Raw genomic sequence first — 21,683 nt, 5'->3', positions numbered from 1 at the left:
CATGAAACAGATTGAATTTCAGGATAAAAACGGAACATTTATGATTCATAACCCAGAAAATTATACGGGATTATATCTGCCTCTTGCCGGGGAACGTGGTTTGAAATCAAGCATTACACCTGTTCTTGGAGGCGACAGCAAAACAGATCAGAACCATTTCCTTTTGGAACCGGTCAGTATTGAAAACCTGCATAATAATCGTAACACCAGAAATTTCTGGTGTCGTGTAAAAGGAAAAGGATACTGGTCTGTATGCGGCAATTCTGCAGAACAGGAGCTTGCCCGGTTTACCGGAGAACAGGAAGAAAGCACACTGGAAGCAGGTTTTATGTGGCAGAAGCTTACAAGAATTTCAAATAAATATGGATTAAAAGCACAAACCACTTCTTTCGTAACTGTGGATGGAAGCATGGAGGTTATGCTTGTTGAACTGACAAATATTGCAGCTGAGGAGCTGGAACTCACACCAATTGCTGCAATTCCGGTTTATGGAAGAAGCGCTGATAATATCAGAGACCACAGACATGTTACTTCTCTGCTTCACAGGATTCAAACCACAGAATACGGGGTGGAGGTGAAACCGGTTCTTTCTTTTGACGAGAGGGGACATCAGAAAAATGAGACAACTTATTTTGTATATGGATCTGAAGAAGATGGGCAAAGACCAGAGGCATTTTATCCTACGGTTCCGCAATTTATCGGAGAAGGAGGTTCTTTTTTGATCCCGGAAGCTGTGCGCACAGAGAAAGCAGGTATTTTGGCTGGGCAGCTGATTCAGGGCAAAGAAGCGGTTGGAGCAATCCGTTATCATAATGTGACACTTATGCCAGGAGACACAAAACGGTATATTGTACTTGCAGGAATGGCAGAACAGGAAGAACAGGCAGACAGGATCGCAGCATCATATCGTACGTTCGAACAAGTAAAACAAGCTCTTTCCAAAGTGAAAAAACATTGGACAGAAAAAGTAAATGTTGATTTTGAAACTGGAGATATGGAGGTTGACAATTACCTAAAGTGGATCTGTTTCCAACCTGTGTTAAGAAGAATCTATGGTTGTTCTTTCCTTCCGTATCACGATTACGGAAAAGGTGGGCGCGGATGGAGAGATCTGTGGCAGGATTGTCTGGCGCTTCTGATCATGGAGCCATCCGTTGTACGGCAGATGATCGTTGATAACTATGGTGGCGTTCGCATTGATGGAACAAATGCTACGATCATTGGTGAAAAGCAGGGGGAATTCATTGCAGACCGTAATAATATTACAAGAGTATGGATGGATCACGCATTCTGGCCGTTTGTTACAACAAAGCTTTATATCGACCAGACCGGAGATATGGAGATACTGTTTGAAAAAATCCCATATTTTAAAGATCTTCAGTCATGCCGCGGAACTGCACATGACGAGCTGTGGAACAGCGGATATGGACAAAAACAGTGTACGGAATCGGGAGAAATTTATTTCGGAAGCATGCTGGAGCACATTCTTTTACAGAATCTCTGTGCTTTTTATGATGTGGGAGAGCATAACGAAATGCGTCTTCATGGAGCAGACTGGAATGACGCACTGGATATGGCATGGGAAAAAGGAGAAAGTGTGGCATTCACCTGTGCCTATGCAGGTAATCTGAAAGATATTGCAAAAATCTGCAGAGAGCTGGAAAACCGGACTGGAATCAGTAAGATCGAGATTGCAAAAGAGATGGAATATCTTCTGTCCGATGGTAAAGAACTTTATGATGATCCGATGAAAAAACAGAAATTGCTGAAAGCATATTCAGACTGTTGTGCACATAATATCACAGGACATACCGTAATATTGAGACTGGATCAGGTTGCAGACAATCTTGAAGAAAAAGCAGACTGGATGATGAAACATATCCGTGAGCAGGAATGGGTTGCAGATCAGAATGATGCAGGATGGTTTAACAGTTATTATGATAATCATGGGAGGGCAGTTGAACATTGCAAAGATCAGGATGTACGTATGATGCTGACGGGACAGGTGTTTGCAATCATGAGTGGTACGGCAGAACCAGATCAGACGAAGGCAATTATAAAGAGCGCAGATCGTTATCTGTTCGATGAAAAAGCTGGAGGATATCGCCTGAATACAGATTTTAAAGAAGAAAAATTTGATCTGGGACGTATGTTTGGATTTGCTTACGGAGAAAAAGAAAACGGAGCAGTATTTTCACATATGGCAGTTATGTACGCAAATGCACTTTATAAACAGGGATATGCCAAGGAAGGGTATAAAGTGTTGAAAACTCTGCTGGATGCTGCGATGCGTGTGGAAAATAGCGTTATGTATCCGGGAATCCCGGAATATTTTGATAATGACGGAAGAGGACTTTATGCATATCTGACAGGTGCGGCAAGCTGGTTTATGCTTACAATGATCACCTCTGCCTATGGTGTTTACGGCGAACTTGGAGATCTGGTGATTGCGCCTGCTCTTATGCCGGAACAGTTTGACGAAACCGGAGATGCAGCACTTCACATGGAATTTGCAGGTAAGAAATTTGATATTTTCATTCATAATCCGGAAAAACTTATGCCGGATCAAGTGAAAATCCAAAAGGCGCAGTGCGATGGAACAGACATGGAGAAACACGATGAAAGAAGTGTGTATCTGCCAAAAACAGTAATTGATACACTCTCTTCCGAAAAGAGTCACAGAATTGATGTAACGATTTCCTACCACATGGACTTGTAATATTTGTCGCGGTATTTCTTCGGTGTCAGTCCGGTATAACTTTCAAAGATCTGAATGAAATGGCTCTGGGATGAAAAAGACAGGTAGTTTGCAATGTCGACAATCGGCTTGTCGGAATAACGCAGAAGATGTGTTGCTTTTTCAATCTTTTTCTCACGGATGTAATCACTTAAGGAAACACCAAGATTCTGTTTGAAAACACGTGAAAGATAATTCTCAGAAAGACCGGTGTGTTCTGCGAGCACGGCGATGGTAATGCGTTCCTTGATATGGCTATAAATGTAATCAACGCATTGCATGACAGGCTTTGACAAAATGGAACTTTTTTTCTGGAGGATCATTTTTCCAGTGAAATCCTTTGCCATTTCATGATGCAGATCGGCAACCTGACGGATCGTAGTGCAGGTGTCCATTTTCAGAATATAGAAATCGCTCAGACGGTAAGCCTGTTCCGGCTCAAGACCGCCATCAATGCAGTAACGTGTCACCATAGCGGTTGTGACAACAAAATGATATTTGATGTTCGTAAGAGGATTTCTGGACAGGACACCAGTTCCTTTTAAATCGATGAAAGCATCCTGTTTACAGTTTTGGATCACGGCATCCATATCTCCGGTTTTTACAGCATTATAAAATGAATATTCGATATTTAGCGAGCGGTGCTGTGTCTCCAGCTCGCTATTTTCAAGTTCTGTATGAAACCATTCTTTTGTATGTTCCATGGTATCGCTCCTTATGTATGTCAGAATAGTGTTATTATGACACGAATCTGACATTTTTACAATTGATTTAATATAATAAAGCGTTACATTCGGGTAATATATGACTTGTAAATGAGATGGACGGATCGAAAAAGCCAAAAGGAATTAAGAAACGTAATCTCAATCATATTTAATCTATAAAGGGAGGAAATGAAATATGAAGCGTAGAGCAATCAGTTTGCTACTGACCGTTGCAATGGGGGTTACATTGTTTGCGGGATGTGGCAGCGCATCAAAAGGATCCGGTGATGGAGCCGATGCATCGGAAGGAAAGGTAATCAACATTTATTCATGGAACGACGAGTTCCGCCAGAGATTAGAGGCTGTTTATCCAGAAGTAAAAGAGACTTCGGATGATGGCACGGTAACGACGTTAAATGATGGAACAGAGATTCACTGGATCATCAATCCAAATCAGGATGGTGTATATCAGCAGAAATTAGATGAAGCATTAGGACGTCAGGCTGATGCGGCTGCAGATGATAAGGTAGATATCTTCTTATCTGAGACAGACTATGTATTTAAATACACAGATGCAGCAGCAGATGTGGCAATGCCTCTGAAAGACCTTGGAATCGACTGCGATAAAGAATTTGCAGATCAGTATGATTTTACAAGAACAACTGCTTCTGATGCGGACGGAGTGCAGAGAGGTTCTACATGGCAGTGTTGCCCGGGACTTTTAGTATACCGCCGTGATATTGCAAAGGATGTATTTGGAACTGACGATCCGGAAGCAGTAGGCGAGAAAGTGAAAGACTGGGATACCATCAAACAGACAGCAGCAGAATTAAAAGAAAAAGGATACTATACATTTGCATCTTATGCAGATACATTCCGTTTGTATGGAAACAGCATTGACAATTCATGGGTTGAGCCGGACGGAGATCAGGTAAATGTTGACCAGAAGATCATGAACTGGGTAGATGATTCCAAAGAATGGCTGGATAACGGGTATATTGATGCAAACATTAAAGGCCAGTGGAATGATGACTGGAACAAAGCGATGGGTTCCCAGTCAAAAGTATTCGCATTCCTGTTCCCGGCATGGGGTATTGATTTTACACTGAAACCAAACTGGGATGGTGCTGATGGATCATGGGCTGTTACAACTCCTCCACAGGAATACAACTGGGGTGGCTCTTACATCCATGCTGCTACCGGAACAGATAATCCGGAACATGTAAAAGACATTATTCTTGCTATGACGGCAGACAAAGATAATTTATTAAAGATTTCCAAAGAGTACTCTGATTTCACAAATACAAAATCAGGAATGCAGGAAGCTGCTATGGATGATGCAACCTATGCATCAGATTTCCTTGGAGGACAGAACCCATTTGCATACTTTGCACCAGTTGCTGAGAATATTAAGATTGCGCCGCTTTCATCTTACGACCAGGGATGCGTTGAACTGATCCAGAATTCCTTCAGCGATTACTTACAGGGTAATGTAGACTTTGATAAAGCTAAGACAAACTTTGAGACATCCATTGAAGAACGTTATCCGGATATCAAACAAGTTAATTGGCCAGAATAAAAAGCTGATTTGCGGGGCGTAAATGATTATGCTCCGCATAACCAGCTTGATAGAAAGGAAAAGTTTCATGAAGAAAAAGAAAAGAACCGTCAGCTATGCAAAATGGGGCTATATCTTTATTCTCCCATTTTTCATCACATATTTCATTTTTTCTTTGATTCCGCTGGCGGATACAGTCAGATATAGTTTTTACGAATACTATCGTTCTGGAATCAAAGAGATCGGACCAAATTTTGTAGGAATGGCAAACTATGCAAGCCTTTTGAAATCTGACATGCTGCAATATGGTGCAAATACATTGATTCTCTGGATTATCGGATTTATTCCTCAGATCGTAATCGCACTGGTGCTTGCATGCTGGTTTACAGATGCCCGCCTGAAAATCCGTGGCAAACAGTTTTTCAAGGTTGTAATTTATCTTCCGAACCTGATCATGGCATCTGCATTTGCAATGTTATTCTTTGCATTATTCTCAACAAGCGGACCGGTCAATTCCATTTTAATGTCGATTGGGCTCATTCATACGCCAATTGATTTTATGGGATCGGTTTTTGGTACCAGATCACTGATTGGATTCATGAACTTCCTGATGTGGTTTGGTAATACGACCATCATGCTGATTGCTGCAGTAAACGGAATCAGTGTAGAAATTTTCGAAGCATGTGATCTGGACGGATGTAACAGCATACAACGTTTTCTTTATATTACTCTCCCAATGATCCGTCCGATCCTTGCATATACATTGATCACCTCTATTATCGGTGGTCTGCAGATGTTCGATGTACCGCAGATCCTTACGAATGGACAGGGTAATCCGGATCGGTCATCCATGACACTTATCATGTTCTTAAATAATCATCTGAAGAGTAAAAACTATGGTATGGCAGGTGCGTTGTCTGTTTACCTGTTCATTATCAGTGCAATTTTATGTTTTATCGTATATCGTATGACGAATGACAGTGACCCGGATGGTTCTAAAAAAGCAGCAAAAAAGGCTGCACGAGAAGAAAGAAGAAGGAGGAAATAAAAAGTGAAACCAAATAAAGCAAAGCATTTTCGCAGTATTTTTGCACACATTGTATTGATTGTTTTATCATTTTTGTGTCTGTTCTTCTTCTATATTCTGATTGTAAATGCAACGCGTTCACATGCAGAATTGCAGAAAGGATTCTCAGCACTTCCAGGGACACATTTCCTGGATAATCTGAAAAATGTTGCAAAAGACGGAAGTTTTCCGATGATCCGCGGCATTGTGAATAGTTTGATCATTTCTGCGAGCAGCGCAGCAATTTGTACATATTTTTCATCTTTGACGGCATATGGTCTTTATGCATATGATTTTAAGATGAAAAAAGCTGCATTTACATTTATTATGGCAATCCTTGTCATGCCGACACAGGTTACAGCAATGGGATTTTTAAGATTGATCACCAAAATGGGAATGTATGATTCCTGGCTTCCGCTGATCATTCCATCCATTGCATCTCCGGCAGTATTTTACTTTATGTACAGTTATTTAGAGTCATCTCTTCCGTTGTCTTTAGTAGAGGCTGCAAGAATCGATGGTTCCGGTGAATTTAAAACATTCAACTATATTGTTCTCCCAATTATGAAACCGGCAATCGCAGTACAGGCAATCTTTACGTTTGTAGGATCATGGAATAACTATTTTGTACCGGCACTTATTATTCAGTCCAAGAATAAGATGACAGTTCCAATTCTGATCGCAACACTTCGTGGCGCAGATTATATGAACTTTGATATGGGTAAGATTTATATGATGATCACGGTTGCAATCGTACCGATCATTGTGATCTACCTGTTCCTGTCAAAATTTATCATTGCCGGAGTAACGCTTGGCGGTGTGAAGGAATAGAGAAACTGAACATAAAAATAAAATAGAGAAACAATAAAAAGGAACGCTATGGCAGAATTGGAAAAGTTAATAGCGTTCCTTTTGATATACAAATAAGATATTGCAAAAAAGACAGACATTATTAGGGATGGTATCAGAAAGGAGCACATATGAAAAAGAAAATAGTAAGTGTGTTGATTTTGGTGGCAACCGGTACAACTCTTCTTGCAGGCTGTGGAAACAGAAATAACCTGGGAACAGAGAGTGATGTGGCTGATACATCTGAAGAGGAAGGAAAAGTTGTCAATATTTATTGCTGGAATGATGAATTCAAACAAATTTATGAAGTCTATGCAAAGGATCTGGAAGAAAAGCATGGTGTAGAAGTGAATTTTGTAATAATCTCCAGTGATAACAATGCATATCAGATTAATCTGGACGAGGCTCTGGAGGAACAGGATGAAGCGATCGATGATGATAAGGTCGACATGTTCTTAATCGAAGCAGATTATGCTGGTAAATACATAAAATCGGACTATGTCTTAGATGTAGTCAGTGATGTTGGACTTACAGAAGATGATTTGAAAGATCAGTATAATTATACAAAAGAGATCGTGAGCGATAATGGAGTACAGAAAGCAACAACATGGCAGGCAACACCTGGGCTTTTTGCATACCGCAGATCAATTGCAAAACAGGTTCTTGGAACCGATGATCCCAAACAGGTACAGGAGAAACTTTCCAGCTGGGAGGGATTTGATCAGGTTGCGCAACAAATGCATGATAACGGATACTATATGTTATCGGGCTATGATGATTCTTACCGTACATTTTCCAATAATGTGTCATCTCCGTGGGTAAAAGATGGAAAAATAGAGATTGATCCAAGTATTGAAAAATGGATCGAGCAGTCGAAGCAATATGCTGACAATAATTATTCGAACCGCACAACACTCTGGAGTCCTCAGTGGAGTCTGGATCAAGGACCAGATGGAAAAGTGTTTGGCTTTTTTTATTCTACATGGGGAATCAATTTTACATTGATGGGTAATTCTCTTGCAGACAGTTCGGCTCCGGAGGAAAAAGGAAATGGTGCTTACGGTGATTATGCGGTATGTGAAGGACCACAGGCATATTACTGGGGCGGAACGTGGATGTGTGCCGCAAAGGGATCAGATAATATTCCGTTCGTTCGGGACCTTATGTATCGTTTATCGTGTGATGCAGACACAATGAAGCAGATTACAGAGGATACGCAGGATTATACGAATAATCAGAGTGCTATGGAAGAACTTGCAGCGAGTGACTATAGTTCAGATTTCCTTGGCGGGCAGAATCATATTGCACTTTTTGCTGAGGCTGCAAAGAAGATTGATATGAGTAATACAACAGATTATGATAAGGATTGTAATGAACAGATTCAGAAAGCGTTTCATCCGTATTTTGATGGAGACATTACTTATGATGAAGCCCTTCAGGATTTTTACAATAGAATGAAGGCACTTCATCCGGAATTATCAGAATAGGAGGCGGAATATTATGAAAAAATTAAATAATATTAGCATTAAATTTAAAGTAATGTTTCCAATTGTGATTCTTGGTGTTGTTGTTTTGCTTGCTAGCATATTCAGTCTGAAAGATACCAGGCATCTCAGGAATACCGGGATTGTGATTTCAGATGATTGCACAAAGAGCATTGAACTTCTTATGAATATGTCTGCGGAACTGGAGTCGATGGGAAAAAATATGTATGGTCACTGTGATGCGGATACTTCAATCACAAAGGATAGCTTTTCTGAGGTGATCAACGAGAAAATGGAAAAGATGCAATCCTATTTTGATGAGTATAAAAAACAGTCATTGACAAATCGCGAAGAAGAATATTTTGGCGCAATGGAAAAGAAATTTGACAAATACAAAGACGGCATGAATCAGGTTCTTGATGCAAGTTCAAAGGGAAATTCAGATGAGGCGATAGAGGCAATTAATGTTATACAGAAACCGACAGAGGATTACCTTTCTAAAAAGATTGAGAGTCTGATCAACATGCGGGAAACGGCAATGGATGAGGCATTAAATGCACAGCAGAGGGCATACAATAATGCAAGAAATTCATCAATTGTTTTTATCGCAATTTCTGCTTTTATGATCGTATTTGCGATGTATATCTGTATGAAAGGAATTGTTGCCCCGATGCAGTATATCAGTAAAACACTTCAGAAGCTGATTAAGAACATTGAGAACAATGAAGGGGATCTGTCCGTTCGTCTTAAAATTTCTGGAAAAGATGAGATTGGAAGTGTTGGAACAAGTGTAAATGCATTTATCCAGACATTGCAGGATGTTATGGAAAGAATTTCTGACAGTTCGCGTCAGATGGATGAGATCGTATCTGAGGTAAATGTTAAAATCCAGAATTCTAATGAAAATTCAAATGATATTTCTGCAGTTATGGAAGAATTATCTGCTTCAATGCAGACAATGACAGATACAGTATCTGGTATTTCTGATGATATGAAAGAAATAGAAGAGCGCACAAAGAAACTTGCAGAACGCTCAGATCATATGCTGGATTATTCAGACAATATGGATCAGATGGCAAATGAATTGAAAAATGATGCAGTGGAAAATAAGCAGAACACGGATCGGATGGCAAATGATATTATTGAAAGACTTCAGAAAACAATTGAGGACAGTAGACAGGTTGAAAAAGTCAGCGAGCTTACCAATGATATTTTAAATATTGCCGATCAGACAAATCTTCTGGCGCTAAATGCATCCATAGAGGCTGCCAGAGCAGGACAGGCAGGTCGAGGATTTGCGGTTGTTGCATCAGAAATTGGACAGCTTTCAGAATCCAGCAGAGATGCTGCAGTCAATATTCAGGCAATTAATAAAACCGTTGTAGAAACAGTGCAGGAATTAATTAAAAATTCTAGTGAACTTGTAACATATATTCAGAACAATATTCTTCCAGATTACGACAAATTCGTATCTGCCGGAACACAGTATAATGAAGATGCCGTATATATTCATGAAGTTGTGGGTGATTTTTATCAGATGTCCGACGAATTGAGACAAAAGACGGTTCATATTATGAATTATGTGGAGAATATCTTGGGAGCTGTAAAAGAGAGTTCGGAAGGAATTAACCTTGCAGCTGCCAATACATTAGATCTCTCAAATGAAATCAGTGACATTTCAGGAAGAATTATGCAGAATAAAACGGTTGCTGATGAACTAAGTTCCGAGGCAAAGCATTTTATTTAAAATGCCCTGTCTCAGAAAACTTTACAAAGTAATTATTTATAAATTCCATTTATGGTGACATCGAAGGTGGCATCTTTTCCGTTTAAGTTCTCCTTACCGTAGTTTTCCGGGAAGGTAACATTTACAGTGACCGTGTCACCTGGATGTGCACCGATTAACTGCTCTTCAAAGTTATCTATGTAAGTTCCTGACCCGATTGTAAGGTCGGTTCCCTGTCCTTTGGTATCACCGCCGTCAAATGCTGTTCCGTCCACATAACCTACATAATCGATATTGACTTTGTCACCATCGGCAACGGTAAGGCTGCTGTCAGTCTGATAAGCGGTTGTATCGGTGCTTTCGGAGCTGGTGTCAGAAGCTTCTGTGGAGTCTGCTGTGTTATTGGAAGCACTGGTTTCTGTGTTGGTTACGGTATTGGAATCTGATGATTTTTTCAGGTTCGGGATGACTGCGATCAGAATCAGGGCAACCACAACGCAGACAGAGGCGATAATGCAGGCAAGTGTTTTGGTGGAAAGCTTTTTCGAAGAAGCAGGATGTTCTTTTTCTTCTTTCATGGCTTTTAATTTGCCATACATCTTTTTATCTTCTACCTGAAGCAGGCTGCCATGGCGGTTCTTCTCGTATCTGCCGCTGGTGATGCGTTCGTTCAGATAGTCAATGACGGTCTTTCCAGTGCTGTCTTTCAGAAAGAAATCAAATCCCTTTTTATTCAGATAATCCAGTTTTTTCTCATGCTCCTGTGTGGTGGCTGCTATGAGATAGAACTGCACCAGATCATCATTGTGGATGGTATCCGGAGAGAATTTTCGAAGTCCTTTTAACATTTCGAGGGAGCAGCTGCCAATCTCCGGATAACGGTCTTTGCATTTTCCTTTTTCAAGCAGTGTATTTAACATGCTGCTTACACCACACTGCAGGGAAAGGGTGAACAGAGTGTCACAGACTTCGCGGTCATCATATTGAAAACGTTTGTGAAATTTTGTAAGGCACTGGCCAACAAAGGATTTCCATTGGGATGACGCAGACTGCTCAAGAAAAATTTTGGGGTCAAGATGGTCTTCCTGTCTGGCAATCGCGGAAACAATATCCAGGCTTTGCAGTGATACAAGCTGGCGGTGATAATGCATTTTATCTGTTTCAGGGATCTCTTTTAAAATTCCTTTCTGCAGTAAATAGGAAACATCCTCCCGGGCGTAAGTGCGGATTGCTTCACTCAGGGCATCCAGAGTGAACTCCGGTTTCTGGTCAGTAGTCTTTTTCATAATCGGTAAACCTCCATATATGTAAATTACATCTATTTTAGAATTTAATATGAAGTTGTGTTTATTTTATGAAATTTATATACAGGACACAAAATGTTCATAATTTAAAATAAGAGCGAGACCACTTTGCAGTGATTCGCTCTTATGCTAGTTGGTATCAATACTATAACGGAGAGCACGGGATTTGAACCCGCGGTACCCTTTGCGGGGTACACGGCTTTTCGAGAGCCGCACCTTAAGCCACTCGGACAACTCTCCATAAAATTAGATGGATACAACCTCTATATCATATCACAAGTCGTATATTTTGCAAATAAATTGCTGTATTTTGTGCAGGGATTTGCGAGTTTTCACAATTGACGGAAGAACAATAACTATATTATAATGTAGCGAGAACTATGGACTTTTCCAGGAAAGGATATGCTTATGATGAGAATTGGTATGTTAACAAGCGGTGGAGACTGCCAGGCATTGAACGCAGCGATGCGCGGTGTGGTAAAAGGTCTTGTAGAGAATGTAGATGAATTAGAGATCTATGGATTCGAGAATGGATATAAGGGACTGATCTATGAACAGTACCGCATTCTGACAGCCGCAGATTTTTCGGGAATACTGACCAAAGGTGGAACGATTCTTGGTTCCTCCCGCCAGCCATTTAAACAGATGAGAGTTCCGGATGAAAACGGTCTGGACAAGGTTGAGGCTATGAAGAATACCTATCGTAAGCTGAAGCTGGACTGTATTGTCATCCTTGGAGGAAATGGAACACAGAAGACAGCAAATCTGCTCCGGGAAGAGGGGTTAAATGTCATTCATCTGCCGAAGACGATTGACAATGATATTTATGGAACGGACGTTACGTTTGGTTTCCAGAGTGCGATCAACATTGCGACAGATGCAATTGATTGTATCCATACAACGGCTGCATCACATAACCGTGTGTTTATCGTAGAGGTTATGGGGCACAAAGTTGGATGGCTGACACTTTATGCCGGAATTGCCGGCGGTGCTGATATCATACTTTTGCCAGAGATTCCATATGATATCAATAAAGTTGTGGAAGCAATCCAGAAGCGCAGCAACGCAGGAAAAGGCTTTACAATCCTTGCTGTAGCCGAAGGTGCTATCTCAAAGGAAGATGCCGAACTTACGAAGAAGGCATATAAAGCAAAGGCTGCAAGCCGCAAATACCCATCCGTTTCCTATGAGATCGCAGATCAGATCAAGGAGATTTGTGGTGTGGAGGTGCGTGTTGCCGTTCCGGGACATACACAAAGAGGCGGAAGCCCATGTCCATATGACCGTGTACTTTGCACAAGACTTGGATCTGCAGCAGCAAAGGCTATCATGGATGAAGATTATGGTTATATGATTGCCATGATCGATGGCAGGACGAAGAGAGTTCCGTTAGGAGAAGTTGCCGGTAAGTTGAAGACAGTAGATCCAAACGGACAGATGATCAAAGAAGCAAAGAGAATCGGTATCAGTTTTGGTGACTGATCCGATTAATATCAGATAGATTAGAAAGTTGGTGAAAGCGTGTCATATCAGGCATTATACCGCAAGTTCCGTCCGCAGGAATTTGAGGATGTAAAAGGACAGGATCACATTGTAACAACGCTGAAGAATCAGATCAAAGCCGATAGAATAGGACATGCTTATCTGTTTTGCGGTACCAGAGGTACTGGTAAGACAACAATCGCAAAGATTTTTGCAAAAGCAGTAAACTGTGAGCACCCGGTAGATGGAAGCCCGTGTGGGGAATGTCCGACCTGCAAGGCAATTGCAGCAGGCACATCCATGAATGTGATTGAAATCGATGCTGCTTCCAATAACGGTGTGGAGAATATAAGACAGATCCGCGAGGAAGTAACCTATCGTCCGACTGAGGGCAAATATAAGGTTTATATTATCGACGAGGTTCATATGCTTTCCATAGGTGCGTTTAACGCATTGTTGAAAACACTGGAAGAACCGCCATCCTATGTTATTTTTATTCTGGCAACTACGGAGGCACACAAGATCCCGATCACGATTCTTTCCCGATGCCAGAGATATGATTTCCGGAGGATTTCTATTGATACCATTACGGACAGGCTTCGGGAACTGATGGACGAAGAACATGTAGACGTGGAGGAAAAGGCACTGCGTTATGTGGCAAAAGCCGGAGACGGTTCCATGCGTGATGCATTAAGCCTTCTTGACCAGTGTATTGCTTTTTACCTTGGACAGACGCTTACCTATGACAATGTACTTGAAGTGCTCGGTGCGGTAGACACGGATGTGTTTTCGCGTCTTCTCAGGAAGATCCTGGATAAGGATATTACAGGCGCCATCGCTGTTTTAGAAGAACTTGTGGTGGAAGGCAGGGAGTTAGGACAGTTTGTAAATGATTTTACCTGGTATATGAGGAATCTGCTTCTTTTACAGAGTTCAGACGGCATGGAGGATGTGCTTGACATCTCCAGCGATAATCTGGCTGTTTTAAAGGAAGAGGCACAAATGGTTGACGCGGAAGTGCTGATGCGCTATATCCGTATTTTCTCGGACCTCAGTAACCAGATCCGATATGCGACACAGAAACGTATTTTGATTGAAATAGCAATTATCAAGCTCTGCAAGCCGGAGATGGAGAAGGATTATTCCTCCATCATTGACCGGCTCGACAGTCTTGAGAAAAAGATTGCAAACGGAGTTCCAATGGCTGTAGCGCCACAAAGTGGAAATGCAGCAGCTGGCCAGACGCAGGCAGCAGGAGCACCAATGGAAAAGCCGCAGCTTCCAAAGGCAATACCGGAGGACGTTGCAGCAGCAATCGGCAACTGGAAATCCATTATTTCCGAATGTGGTGCGATTGCAAAAACATACCTGAATAAAGGCGTTCCGACACTTGGAAGCAGTGGAGAACTGATCTTGCTGTTCGATGATCCGAATGCATACGAATATCTCTATGAGAATAAAGCGGGATGCATGGATTCGCTGCGGGAGTTACTTGCCCAGAGAACCGGTAAGGAAATAGAAGTCCAGCTGAAGAAAAACGAGTCGGGAAGAGCGGCAGCAGATATCGTTCCGGATCTGAGAGATCTGATCCATTTTGATATAGTAGAAGAGAATTTTTAGGAGGATGACAGACAATGGCAAAAAGAGGTGGATTCCCAGGTGGAATGCCGGGAAACATGAACAATCTTATGAAACAGGCCCAGAAAATGCAGAAACAGATGGAAGAGGCTCAGAAGCAGCTTGAAGAAATGGAAGTTACTGCAAAAGCCGGCGGCGGTGCAGTTGAAGTTACTGTATCCGGAAAACACGAGGTCAAAAAAGTAAAATTATCTGAGGAAGTTGTAGATCCGGATGACATCGAAATGTTAGAGGATCTGATCATGGCTGCTACCAATGAAGCATTACGCCAGATCGATGAGAATTCACAGGCATCTATGTCTAAGATCACAGGCGGACTTGGAGCAGGATTACCATTCTAAGAAACGGTGAACAGGAGCTGTCCAATTCATGGATTATTATAGTAAAGAGATATCGAGGCTGATTGAAGAACTTTCCTCGCTTCCGGGGATTGGAACCAAATCGGCACAGCGTCTGGCGTTTCATATTCTGAATATGCCGGAAGAACAGGTCGCACAGCTTTCTGATGCGATCATTCATGCAAAACGCAACGTGAAATACTGCAAACAGTGTTTTACGCTGACGGACAGTGATCTTTGTCCAATCTGCAGAGATGCAGGGCGAGATCATAAAACGATCATGGTTGTGGAGAATACCAGAGACCTTGCAGCCTATGAAAAGACAGGAAAATACAATGGTGTATACCATGTCCTTCATGGCGCAATTTCACCGATGCTTGGAATCGGTCCCAATGACATTAAGTTAAAAGAACTGATGCAGCGCCTCCAGGGTGATGTGGATGAAGTGATCATTGCAACGAATTCCAGTCTTGAAGGCGAAACTACCGCGATGTATATAAGTAAGCTGATAAAACCTACCGGAATCAAAGTGACCAGAATTGCCAGCGGAGTACCTGTTGGCGGTGATCTTGAATATATTGATGAGATTACACTTTTCAGGGCTTTGGAAGGTAGGACAGAATTATAGAAAGGGAGACAACATGAATAATTTAGAACTGTCAAAAACCGCGAATGAAATTCGCAAAAGCATTGTAACAGCTGTTCACAGTGCAAAATCCGGACATCCAGGTGGATCTTTATCCTCAGCAGATATTTTTACTTATCTGTATTTTGAAGAGATGAACATTGATCCGGCTAATCCCAAAATGGAGGATCGTGACCGTTTCGTATTATCCAAAGGCCATGTAGCACCTGCATATTATTCAACACTTGCAGAAAAAGGCTTTTTCCCGAAAGAGGATCTTGTGACATTACGTCATACAGGATCTTATTTACAGGGACATCCGGATATGAAACATATTCCAGGTGTTGATATGTCCAGCGGTTCTCTTGGACAGGGACTTTCCACTGCAGTTGGTATGGCTGCCGCAGCAAAATTTGACGGAAAATCAAATCGTGTATACTGCCTGACCGGTGATGGAGAGATCCAGGAGGGTCAGATCTGGGAAGCAGCAATGTGGGCTGGTTTCCGTAAATTAGATAACCTTGTTGTCATCGTAGATAACAATAACCTTCAGATCGACGGACCAATCGATCAGGTATGTTCTCCATATCCGATCGACAAGAAATTTGAAGCATTCAATTTTCATGTAATCAATATCGATGGCAATGATTTCGATCAGATCCGCGCTGCTTTCAAAGAAGCACGTGAGACAAAAGGAATGCCTACCGCAATTATTGCAAAGACAATCAAAGGTAAGGGTGTATCCTTCATGGAAAACAATGCAGGATGGCATGGAAAAGCTCCGAATGATGAGGAGTATGCAATCGCAATGGCAGATTTAGAGAAAGCAGGTGAGCAGTAATGGCAGACGTTAAGAAAATCGCAACCCGTGAGAGCTACGGTAATGCATTAGTAGAACTTGGTAAAAAACATGAAGACCTGATCGTTTTGGACGCAGACCTTGCTGGCGCAACCAAAACAGGAACATTCCAGAAAGCATTCCCTGACCGTCATTGGGATTGTGGAATCGCAGAAGCAAATATGGCAGGCATCGCAGCAGGATTATCTACCTGTGGAAAAGTGCCTTTTATGAGTACATTTGCAATGTTTGCAGCAGGACGTGCATATGAGCAGGTACGTAACTCAATCGGATATCCACACTTAAACGTAAAAATCGGTGCAACACACGCCGGAATTTCTGTCGGAGAAGATGGCGCAACACATCAGTGTCTGGAAGATCTTGCTCTGATGAGAGAGATCCCGGGAATGGTAGTGATCAATCCATCCGATGATATCGAAGCAAAAGCAGCAGTAGAAGCTGCATATGAGCATGTAGGACCTGTATACATGAGATTTGGACGTCTTGCAGTTCCGGTTATCAATGACAATGCAGACTACAAATTCGAGATCGGAAAAGGAATCGTATTAAAAGAAGGAACTGATGTATCTATTTTTGCTACCGGACTTGAAGTAAGCGAAGCATTAGAAGCAGCAAAAATGCTTGAAGCAGATGGAATCAATGCCGAAGTAGTCAACATTCATACCATCAAACCATTAGACAAAGAACTGGTTGTAAAATCAGCTCAGAAGACCGGAAAAGTCGTAACTGTCGAAGAACACTGGATCAATGGTGGACTCGGAAGTGCCGTATGCGAAGTGCTTTGCGAGGAAGCTCCGACAAAAGTTCTGCGCATTGGTGTAGAGGACAAATTCGGAGAATCTGGCCCTGCAACAGAGCTGATCCATAAATATGAACTGGATGCAGAAGGAATTTACAAGAAAGTAAAAGCGTTTGTAAAATAAATCAAATATCTGACCGGAGGCGGGTGCTTAGGCACCCGCCTTTTGATTTATCAGGTTAGGGGGCTAGAGGTGATTCAGGGTTTGGAAGCAGGCGAATTGCACAAAGCAGTGCCTGTTTTGGCGATTTGGGAGGAAATTAGACAATCTTAGTTTGCCTGTTTATGCATAGTGTTTTGCAGCCATGGATGGCTGCAAAAGTCTTAACGGTCCATGGACGGGACGTTTAAGACGTACGCGTCATTTCGAGAAAATTTAAATCAGGCAAACCTAGAGTGTCTTATTTTCGTACAATAGGACACAATAGGCACTGCTTTGCGCAATTGCCGGTCCAAAAATAAAAACCACCTTTAGCCCCCTAACCCGATAAATCAAATTTGCAAGTCTACGTTCAACGTATACCGTTTTGTCGAAAAATTATCTGGAATCGGACAACCATTCATCAATTTTTGCAGAAAACATATGCTACCATGCTGAAAAAGGAGTGGTGATCATGGGTGATATCCAGCAGACTACGCAGCGGAACCTGAAAAACATACAACAGATCGGTTCCCCGGATGAAGAAGACAAAATCTACATAGAAAAAAGTGCTTACGACAGAATACATCGGGAAGAACTTCAGGACAAGCGGGTATTTGTGCTGATGGGGCATACAGAATGTACAGGTGGAAGGTATGCGACTTTTGTAGAAGCTGCGATTCCGGTCGTGGATATCGAGTTTGTGCAAAATATTCCAAAATGGAACAATCATTCCTGGAGTGAAGTGTTCCGGGATATTAAGCGTGCATATGAATCTTATATCATTGTCGGGTGGGCACTTGATATCAAAGGAATGCCGCCAAAAATCAGCATGGAACTGGAGGCAGTGCACAGGGAACAGTTTGGCGGGGCACATCAGGTTCTTTTCCTACTGGATTCCATGGAACGGGATGAATTCTTTTATATCACATGCAAAAATCATCTTCGCCAAAAACAGGGATTTTATATTTATTATGAACCGGAGTATGTCAGACGTGTGGATGTAGAACTGGAAACGTTAGACCGCAATGAACGGGAAAATGCATCCGATTGGAGAATCAGCGATCATATCCCAGACTGGCGTGTGGACAACGAAGAAACGACACAGGAACGCCGAATGGAAAAGCGGGAAAAATCACAGACAAAAGAACGGGAAAAGCCAAAATACAGGCAGATGCTGAAACAGAATGAAAAGAAACCCGAACAACACCAGTCTGTTTCTTATGTGATGAGTGCAGCTGTTGTACTTCTTATTGGAATTATTGGTGTGGGAGCTTACCGGACCAGAAACCAGATGTATGATCTACAGCATGCAATCAACACGATATCGTTTCAGAAACAGGATACAGAAGAGGCAGTAAAACAGCAGCCGGAAACGGAAAACAGAGACAACACAGACACATCAGTGCAGGAAAGTACGGAAACGCAGTCTACGGAAACAATGTCAATTCCGGTGGACGAAGTACCTGGTATCGAGCAAAAGGAAGTGTCCGGAGATGCTGCCCTTGCAAAACCAAGTGAAGAACCTGTAAGTTACTGTGTACAAAAAGGGGATACACTCCGTTCTATTTGCAGGGAACGCTATGGAAACCTGGACAGGCTATCGGAAATCTGCAGTCTGAATGGAATCTCGGATCCGGATGCAATCTATGACGGACAAATCCTGAAAATGCCACAATAAATAAAATAGATGAAGTGAAATTAGAAACATGGTATAATGACGTAAGCAACGAGCAGTGCCGCCAGGAATCCAACGTCAATTCGACTGCTGGCAGGCGGAAAAGACGTTGGATTCCTGGCGATAGGGCGACTGCCCGCCAGCGAGAAAACGCGAAGCGTTTGCGAGCTTGCACTGCGGAGCAAAGTAAATGAGCAAGCGGTGAGGCAGAAAACCGGAGGTTTTCCGGACTTTTGCCTGAGCCCAGACGTCAATTCGACTGCTGGCAGGCGGAAAATGCACAGATTAAGAGGAAGAGAAATGCCGGAGATAAAGAATAGCGGTTTCAGTACCGTAGAGACAAATCTGGAAGAATTAGATGAAAAAATACATGCCCACAGAAGAAAAATATTTCGACGTGTGGTTGAAATAATAATTGTTTTGATAATTGCTGCCGCTCTGTTTGGATTGTGGATGGCACTGCGAAGTTATGATTCTTATGAAGTTATCAGTACCCAGCAGAGAGACGATTCGGAGGCAGTTAAATTTGAAGAATTCAGTGGGAAAATCATTAAATACAGCAATGATGGAGCTTCCTGCATGGATAATTCCAATAAACTGATCTGGAATCAGTCCTATGAGATGACACGTCCGAAACTTGATATGTGTCAGGAATATCTTGCCATCTATGATCAGCAGGGAACTTCTATCTATATTATGGATCAGACCGGCCTGAAAAAGGAGATTGATACAAACATGCCGATTCAGACCGTAAATATTGCGGGACAGGGAACAATCGCCGTTTTGATGAAGTCGGACAATATCTCCTATGTCAAACTGTACGACCGAAATGGAAAAGAACTTGCAAGTGGCGAATTCTACGGAGACCAGGGAGGTTTCCCGGTGGACATTGCACTTTCGGACGATGCACAGAAAATGGCAGTGGATATGGTTGACGTGAATGATGGAAATATTAAGTCCACGATCAGTTTTTACAACTTTGGATCTGTAGGACAGAATGAGATCGACAACAACGTGGGAACTTTTTCATATTCAGATATGCTGATACCGGATATTGAATACATATCAGACAATCGGATGTATGCAATCGGAGATAACGAAATTATCGTGTTTGGCGGCTCTCAGAAGCCGGCGGTCGAGCAGGAGATTTCCCTTGACAAAGAGGTTGAGAGCGTATTTTATAACGATAAATACATAGGCATTGTTACAGCGAACGAAGGAGAAGAAGTTTCACATCACATTCAGGTTTATGACAAAAATGGAAAAGTAATTATGGAAAATGATACTTCACTTGCCTATACTGCGGTGGAATTTTTGCAGAATAATGACATTTGCATTCGAAATGATCATGAATGTGAGTTATTTACGATACACAGTATTAAAAAGTTCGCATATACATTTGATAATAAAATATACCGGATCATGTCAGGTGTAACAAGTAGAAGATACACATTCATCATGGACGGTGAGACACAAGAGGTACGACTGAAATGAATTGGTTATTAATTGCAGTAATTGGGTTTATAGCGTTTCATATTGTTTCTGGATATTCAAAAGGATTTTTACGCACGATATATTATCTGGTTCAATGGGTGCTGGTTCTTGCATTTGTTACATGGGCAACGCCATATGTTACTAATGTGCTGATGCAGAATGAGGCGATAGAAAGCAGTGTGGAAAAAGGCTGTAATGAATGGCTGACAAATACAATAAAAGACCAGACGAACTCCGATACTTCTGTTGATGCTACGAATACACAGCCGCAGGCAGCTGAGGAATGGCTGGCAGGACTTGGAATCAAATTCCCGGAACCTGTCAGCAAACAGCTTTTAAATACAAATCAGCTAGCTGACCAGGTATTAGATCAGACTGGAGCATATACGCTTATAGCACATAATATGGCTGTACTTGTGATAAAAGGAATCGCATATATCCTTGTTCTTATTGCATCTGGAATCATTTTTCGATTTATTGGAAGAACACTCAAAATTGTGGATTATATCCCGATCCTTAATGGAGTTAACAAGTTCCTTGGACTTGGTGCAGGGGTGCTCAAAGGTGTGATCGGAGTCTGGATATTTATGACAGTTGTAGCATTTTTAAGCACAACAGAATTTGGAAGTTATATGACTGGCTATATTTATGAAGCTCCGGTATTAACATGGCTGTATGAGAACAATTTCATTTTGAATACGATAATGAATTTCGTCTAAAACACATTATGTAAAAACTTATAGAAAAATGTAAAATTATTGTTGACTTTGTATGGTCGCCATGATATTATAATCGAGCTGACAGCGAAGCCGAAGAAATACAGGTTTTTGTTGTTAGAAAAAATAAAAAAGTTGTTGACAAGCTTGCAACTCTATGATAGGATATAGAAGTTGTCGCTGATGAGACAATAACAAAGAACATTGATAACTGAACAGTGAAAAACCTTGAAAGATTCAATGAGAATTATTCAGGCAAATCAAAAAGATTTGACGAACAGCATCGAAAGATGCACCTTTAAACATTAAATCAAAGGATAAATTTAGCCAAGCTAAGTTTTGAACATGATTAAACTTTTTAACATGAGAGTTTGATCCTGGCTCAGGATGAACGCTGGCGGCGTGCTTAACACATGCAAGTCGAACGAAGCACTTTACTTGATCTCTTCGGAGTGATTGTTCTGTGACTGAGTGGCGGACGGGTGAG

Annotated in this window: 17 protein-coding genes, 1 tRNA gene and 1 rRNA gene; 16 read left to right on the top strand and 3 right to left on the bottom strand. The window is 41.7% G+C overall.

What is annotated here, in order from left to right:
* Window position 1: 1 nt before the first annotated feature.
* Entirely contained in the window at window positions 2-2,719 is a 2,718-nt protein-coding gene (locus FYJ75_RS07650) for a GH36-type glycosyl hydrolase domain-containing protein (protein WP_154429867.1), read from the top strand.
* Here FYJ75_RS07650 and FYJ75_RS07645 read toward each other — a convergent pair.
* Complete coding sequence (locus FYJ75_RS07645) at window positions 2,701-3,441, bottom strand: AraC family transcriptional regulator (protein ID WP_154429866.1); 741 nt, start codon at window positions 3,439-3,441, stop codon at window positions 2,701-2,703. The genes FYJ75_RS07650 and FYJ75_RS07645 overlap by 19 nt on opposite strands.
* 196 nt (window positions 3,442-3,637) lie before the next feature.
* Between FYJ75_RS07645 and FYJ75_RS07640 the strand changes: the two genes are divergently transcribed.
* From FYJ75_RS07640 to FYJ75_RS07620, 5 genes are all read left to right on the top strand, one after another.
* Window positions 3,638-5,020, top strand: a complete 1,383-nt coding sequence (locus FYJ75_RS07640) for a carbohydrate ABC transporter substrate-binding protein (RefSeq protein ID WP_154429865.1) — start codon at window positions 3,638-3,640, stop codon at window positions 5,018-5,020.
* A gap of 67 nt (window positions 5,021-5,087) precedes the next feature.
* Window positions 5,088-6,047 carry a carbohydrate ABC transporter permease gene (locus tag FYJ75_RS07635; protein WP_154429864.1) on the top strand — a complete coding sequence of 320 codons (960 nt, stop codon included), beginning with the start codon at window positions 5,088-5,090 and terminating at the stop codon, window positions 6,045-6,047.
* A gap of 3 nt (window positions 6,048-6,050) precedes the next feature.
* On the top strand, window positions 6,051-6,896 hold the full coding sequence (locus FYJ75_RS07630; protein ID WP_328596889.1) for a carbohydrate ABC transporter permease: 846 nt from the start codon (window positions 6,051-6,053) through the stop codon (window positions 6,894-6,896).
* Between the two features lie 149 nt (window positions 6,897-7,045).
* Window positions 7,046-8,401: an ABC transporter substrate-binding protein gene (locus FYJ75_RS07625; RefSeq protein ID WP_154429863.1), complete on the top strand. Its 1,356-nt coding sequence runs from the start codon at window positions 7,046-7,048 to the stop codon at window positions 8,399-8,401.
* Between the two features lie 13 nt (window positions 8,402-8,414).
* Window positions 8,415-10,145, top strand: coding sequence for a methyl-accepting chemotaxis protein (locus FYJ75_RS07620; protein WP_154429862.1), 1,731 nt, complete (start codon window positions 8,415-8,417; stop codon window positions 10,143-10,145).
* A 32-nt stretch (window positions 10,146-10,177) separates the two neighbouring features.
* Here the strand turns inward: FYJ75_RS07620 and FYJ75_RS14935 are convergent, their stop codons facing one another.
* The gene (locus tag FYJ75_RS14935) at window positions 10,178-11,410 is read right to left on the bottom strand and encodes an FKBP-type peptidyl-prolyl cis-trans isomerase (RefSeq protein ID WP_331467497.1); all 1,233 of its coding nucleotides are present in this window, start codon (window positions 11,408-11,410) and stop codon (window positions 10,178-10,180) included.
* A 169-nt stretch (window positions 11,411-11,579) separates the two neighbouring features.
* Window positions 11,580-11,668, bottom strand: a tRNA-Ser gene (locus FYJ75_RS07610).
* A 168-nt stretch (window positions 11,669-11,836) separates the two neighbouring features.
* On the opposite strand from FYJ75_RS07610, the gene FYJ75_RS07605 reads away from it, so the two are divergent.
* The 10 genes from FYJ75_RS07605 to FYJ75_RS07560 form a co-directional block, all read left to right on the top strand.
* A complete protein-coding gene (locus tag FYJ75_RS07605; RefSeq protein WP_154429861.1) occupies window positions 11,837-12,910 on the top strand; it encodes a 6-phosphofructokinase in 1,074 nt (357 codons plus the stop codon).
* A 39-nt stretch (window positions 12,911-12,949) separates the two neighbouring features.
* Complete coding sequence (gene dnaX / locus FYJ75_RS07600; RefSeq protein WP_328596888.1) at window positions 12,950-14,530, top strand: DNA polymerase III subunit gamma/tau; 1,581 nt, start codon at window positions 12,950-12,952, stop codon at window positions 14,528-14,530.
* A 14-nt stretch (window positions 14,531-14,544) separates the two neighbouring features.
* Entirely contained in the window at window positions 14,545-14,889 is a 345-nt protein-coding gene (locus FYJ75_RS07595; RefSeq protein WP_154429860.1) for a YbaB/EbfC family nucleoid-associated protein, read from the top strand.
* Window positions 14,890-14,917: 28 nt separating this feature from the next.
* Window positions 14,918-15,514: a recombination mediator RecR gene (gene recR, locus FYJ75_RS07590; protein ID WP_154429859.1), complete on the top strand. Its 597-nt coding sequence runs from the start codon at window positions 14,918-14,920 to the stop codon at window positions 15,512-15,514.
* A gap of 13 nt (window positions 15,515-15,527) precedes the next feature.
* Window positions 15,528-16,352: a transketolase gene (locus FYJ75_RS07585; RefSeq protein ID WP_154429858.1), complete on the top strand. Its 825-nt coding sequence runs from the start codon at window positions 15,528-15,530 to the stop codon at window positions 16,350-16,352.
* Window positions 16,352-17,293, top strand: coding sequence for a transketolase family protein (locus tag FYJ75_RS07580; protein ID WP_154429857.1), 942 nt, complete (start codon window positions 16,352-16,354; stop codon window positions 17,291-17,293). Before FYJ75_RS07585 ends, FYJ75_RS07580 begins: the two co-directional genes overlap by 1 nt.
* A 490-nt stretch (window positions 17,294-17,783) precedes the next feature.
* Window positions 17,784-18,989 carry a LysM peptidoglycan-binding domain-containing protein gene (locus FYJ75_RS07575; RefSeq protein WP_154429856.1) on the top strand — a complete coding sequence of 402 codons (1,206 nt, stop codon included), beginning with the start codon at window positions 17,784-17,786 and terminating at the stop codon, window positions 18,987-18,989.
* Window positions 18,990-19,262: 273 nt separating this feature from the next.
* Entirely contained in the window at window positions 19,263-20,480 is a 1,218-nt protein-coding gene (locus FYJ75_RS07570) for a DUF5711 family protein (protein WP_235907036.1), read from the top strand.
* Window positions 20,477-21,199: a CvpA family protein gene (locus tag FYJ75_RS07565; protein WP_154429855.1), complete on the top strand. Its 723-nt coding sequence runs from the start codon at window positions 20,477-20,479 to the stop codon at window positions 21,197-21,199. Before FYJ75_RS07570 ends, FYJ75_RS07565 begins: the two co-directional genes overlap by 4 nt.
* Before the next feature lie 356 nt (window positions 21,200-21,555).
* Window positions 21,556-21,683 (top strand): 16S ribosomal RNA (locus FYJ75_RS07560); the annotation flags it as partial.

Origin of the sequence: Roseburia porci (assembly GCF_009695765.1) — a bacterium.
GTDB lineage: Bacteria > Bacillota > Clostridia > Lachnospirales > Lachnospiraceae > Roseburia > Roseburia porci.
Note: the sequence above shows the minus strand (reverse complement) of the source record. Positions and strands in the feature narration are given on the sequence as shown.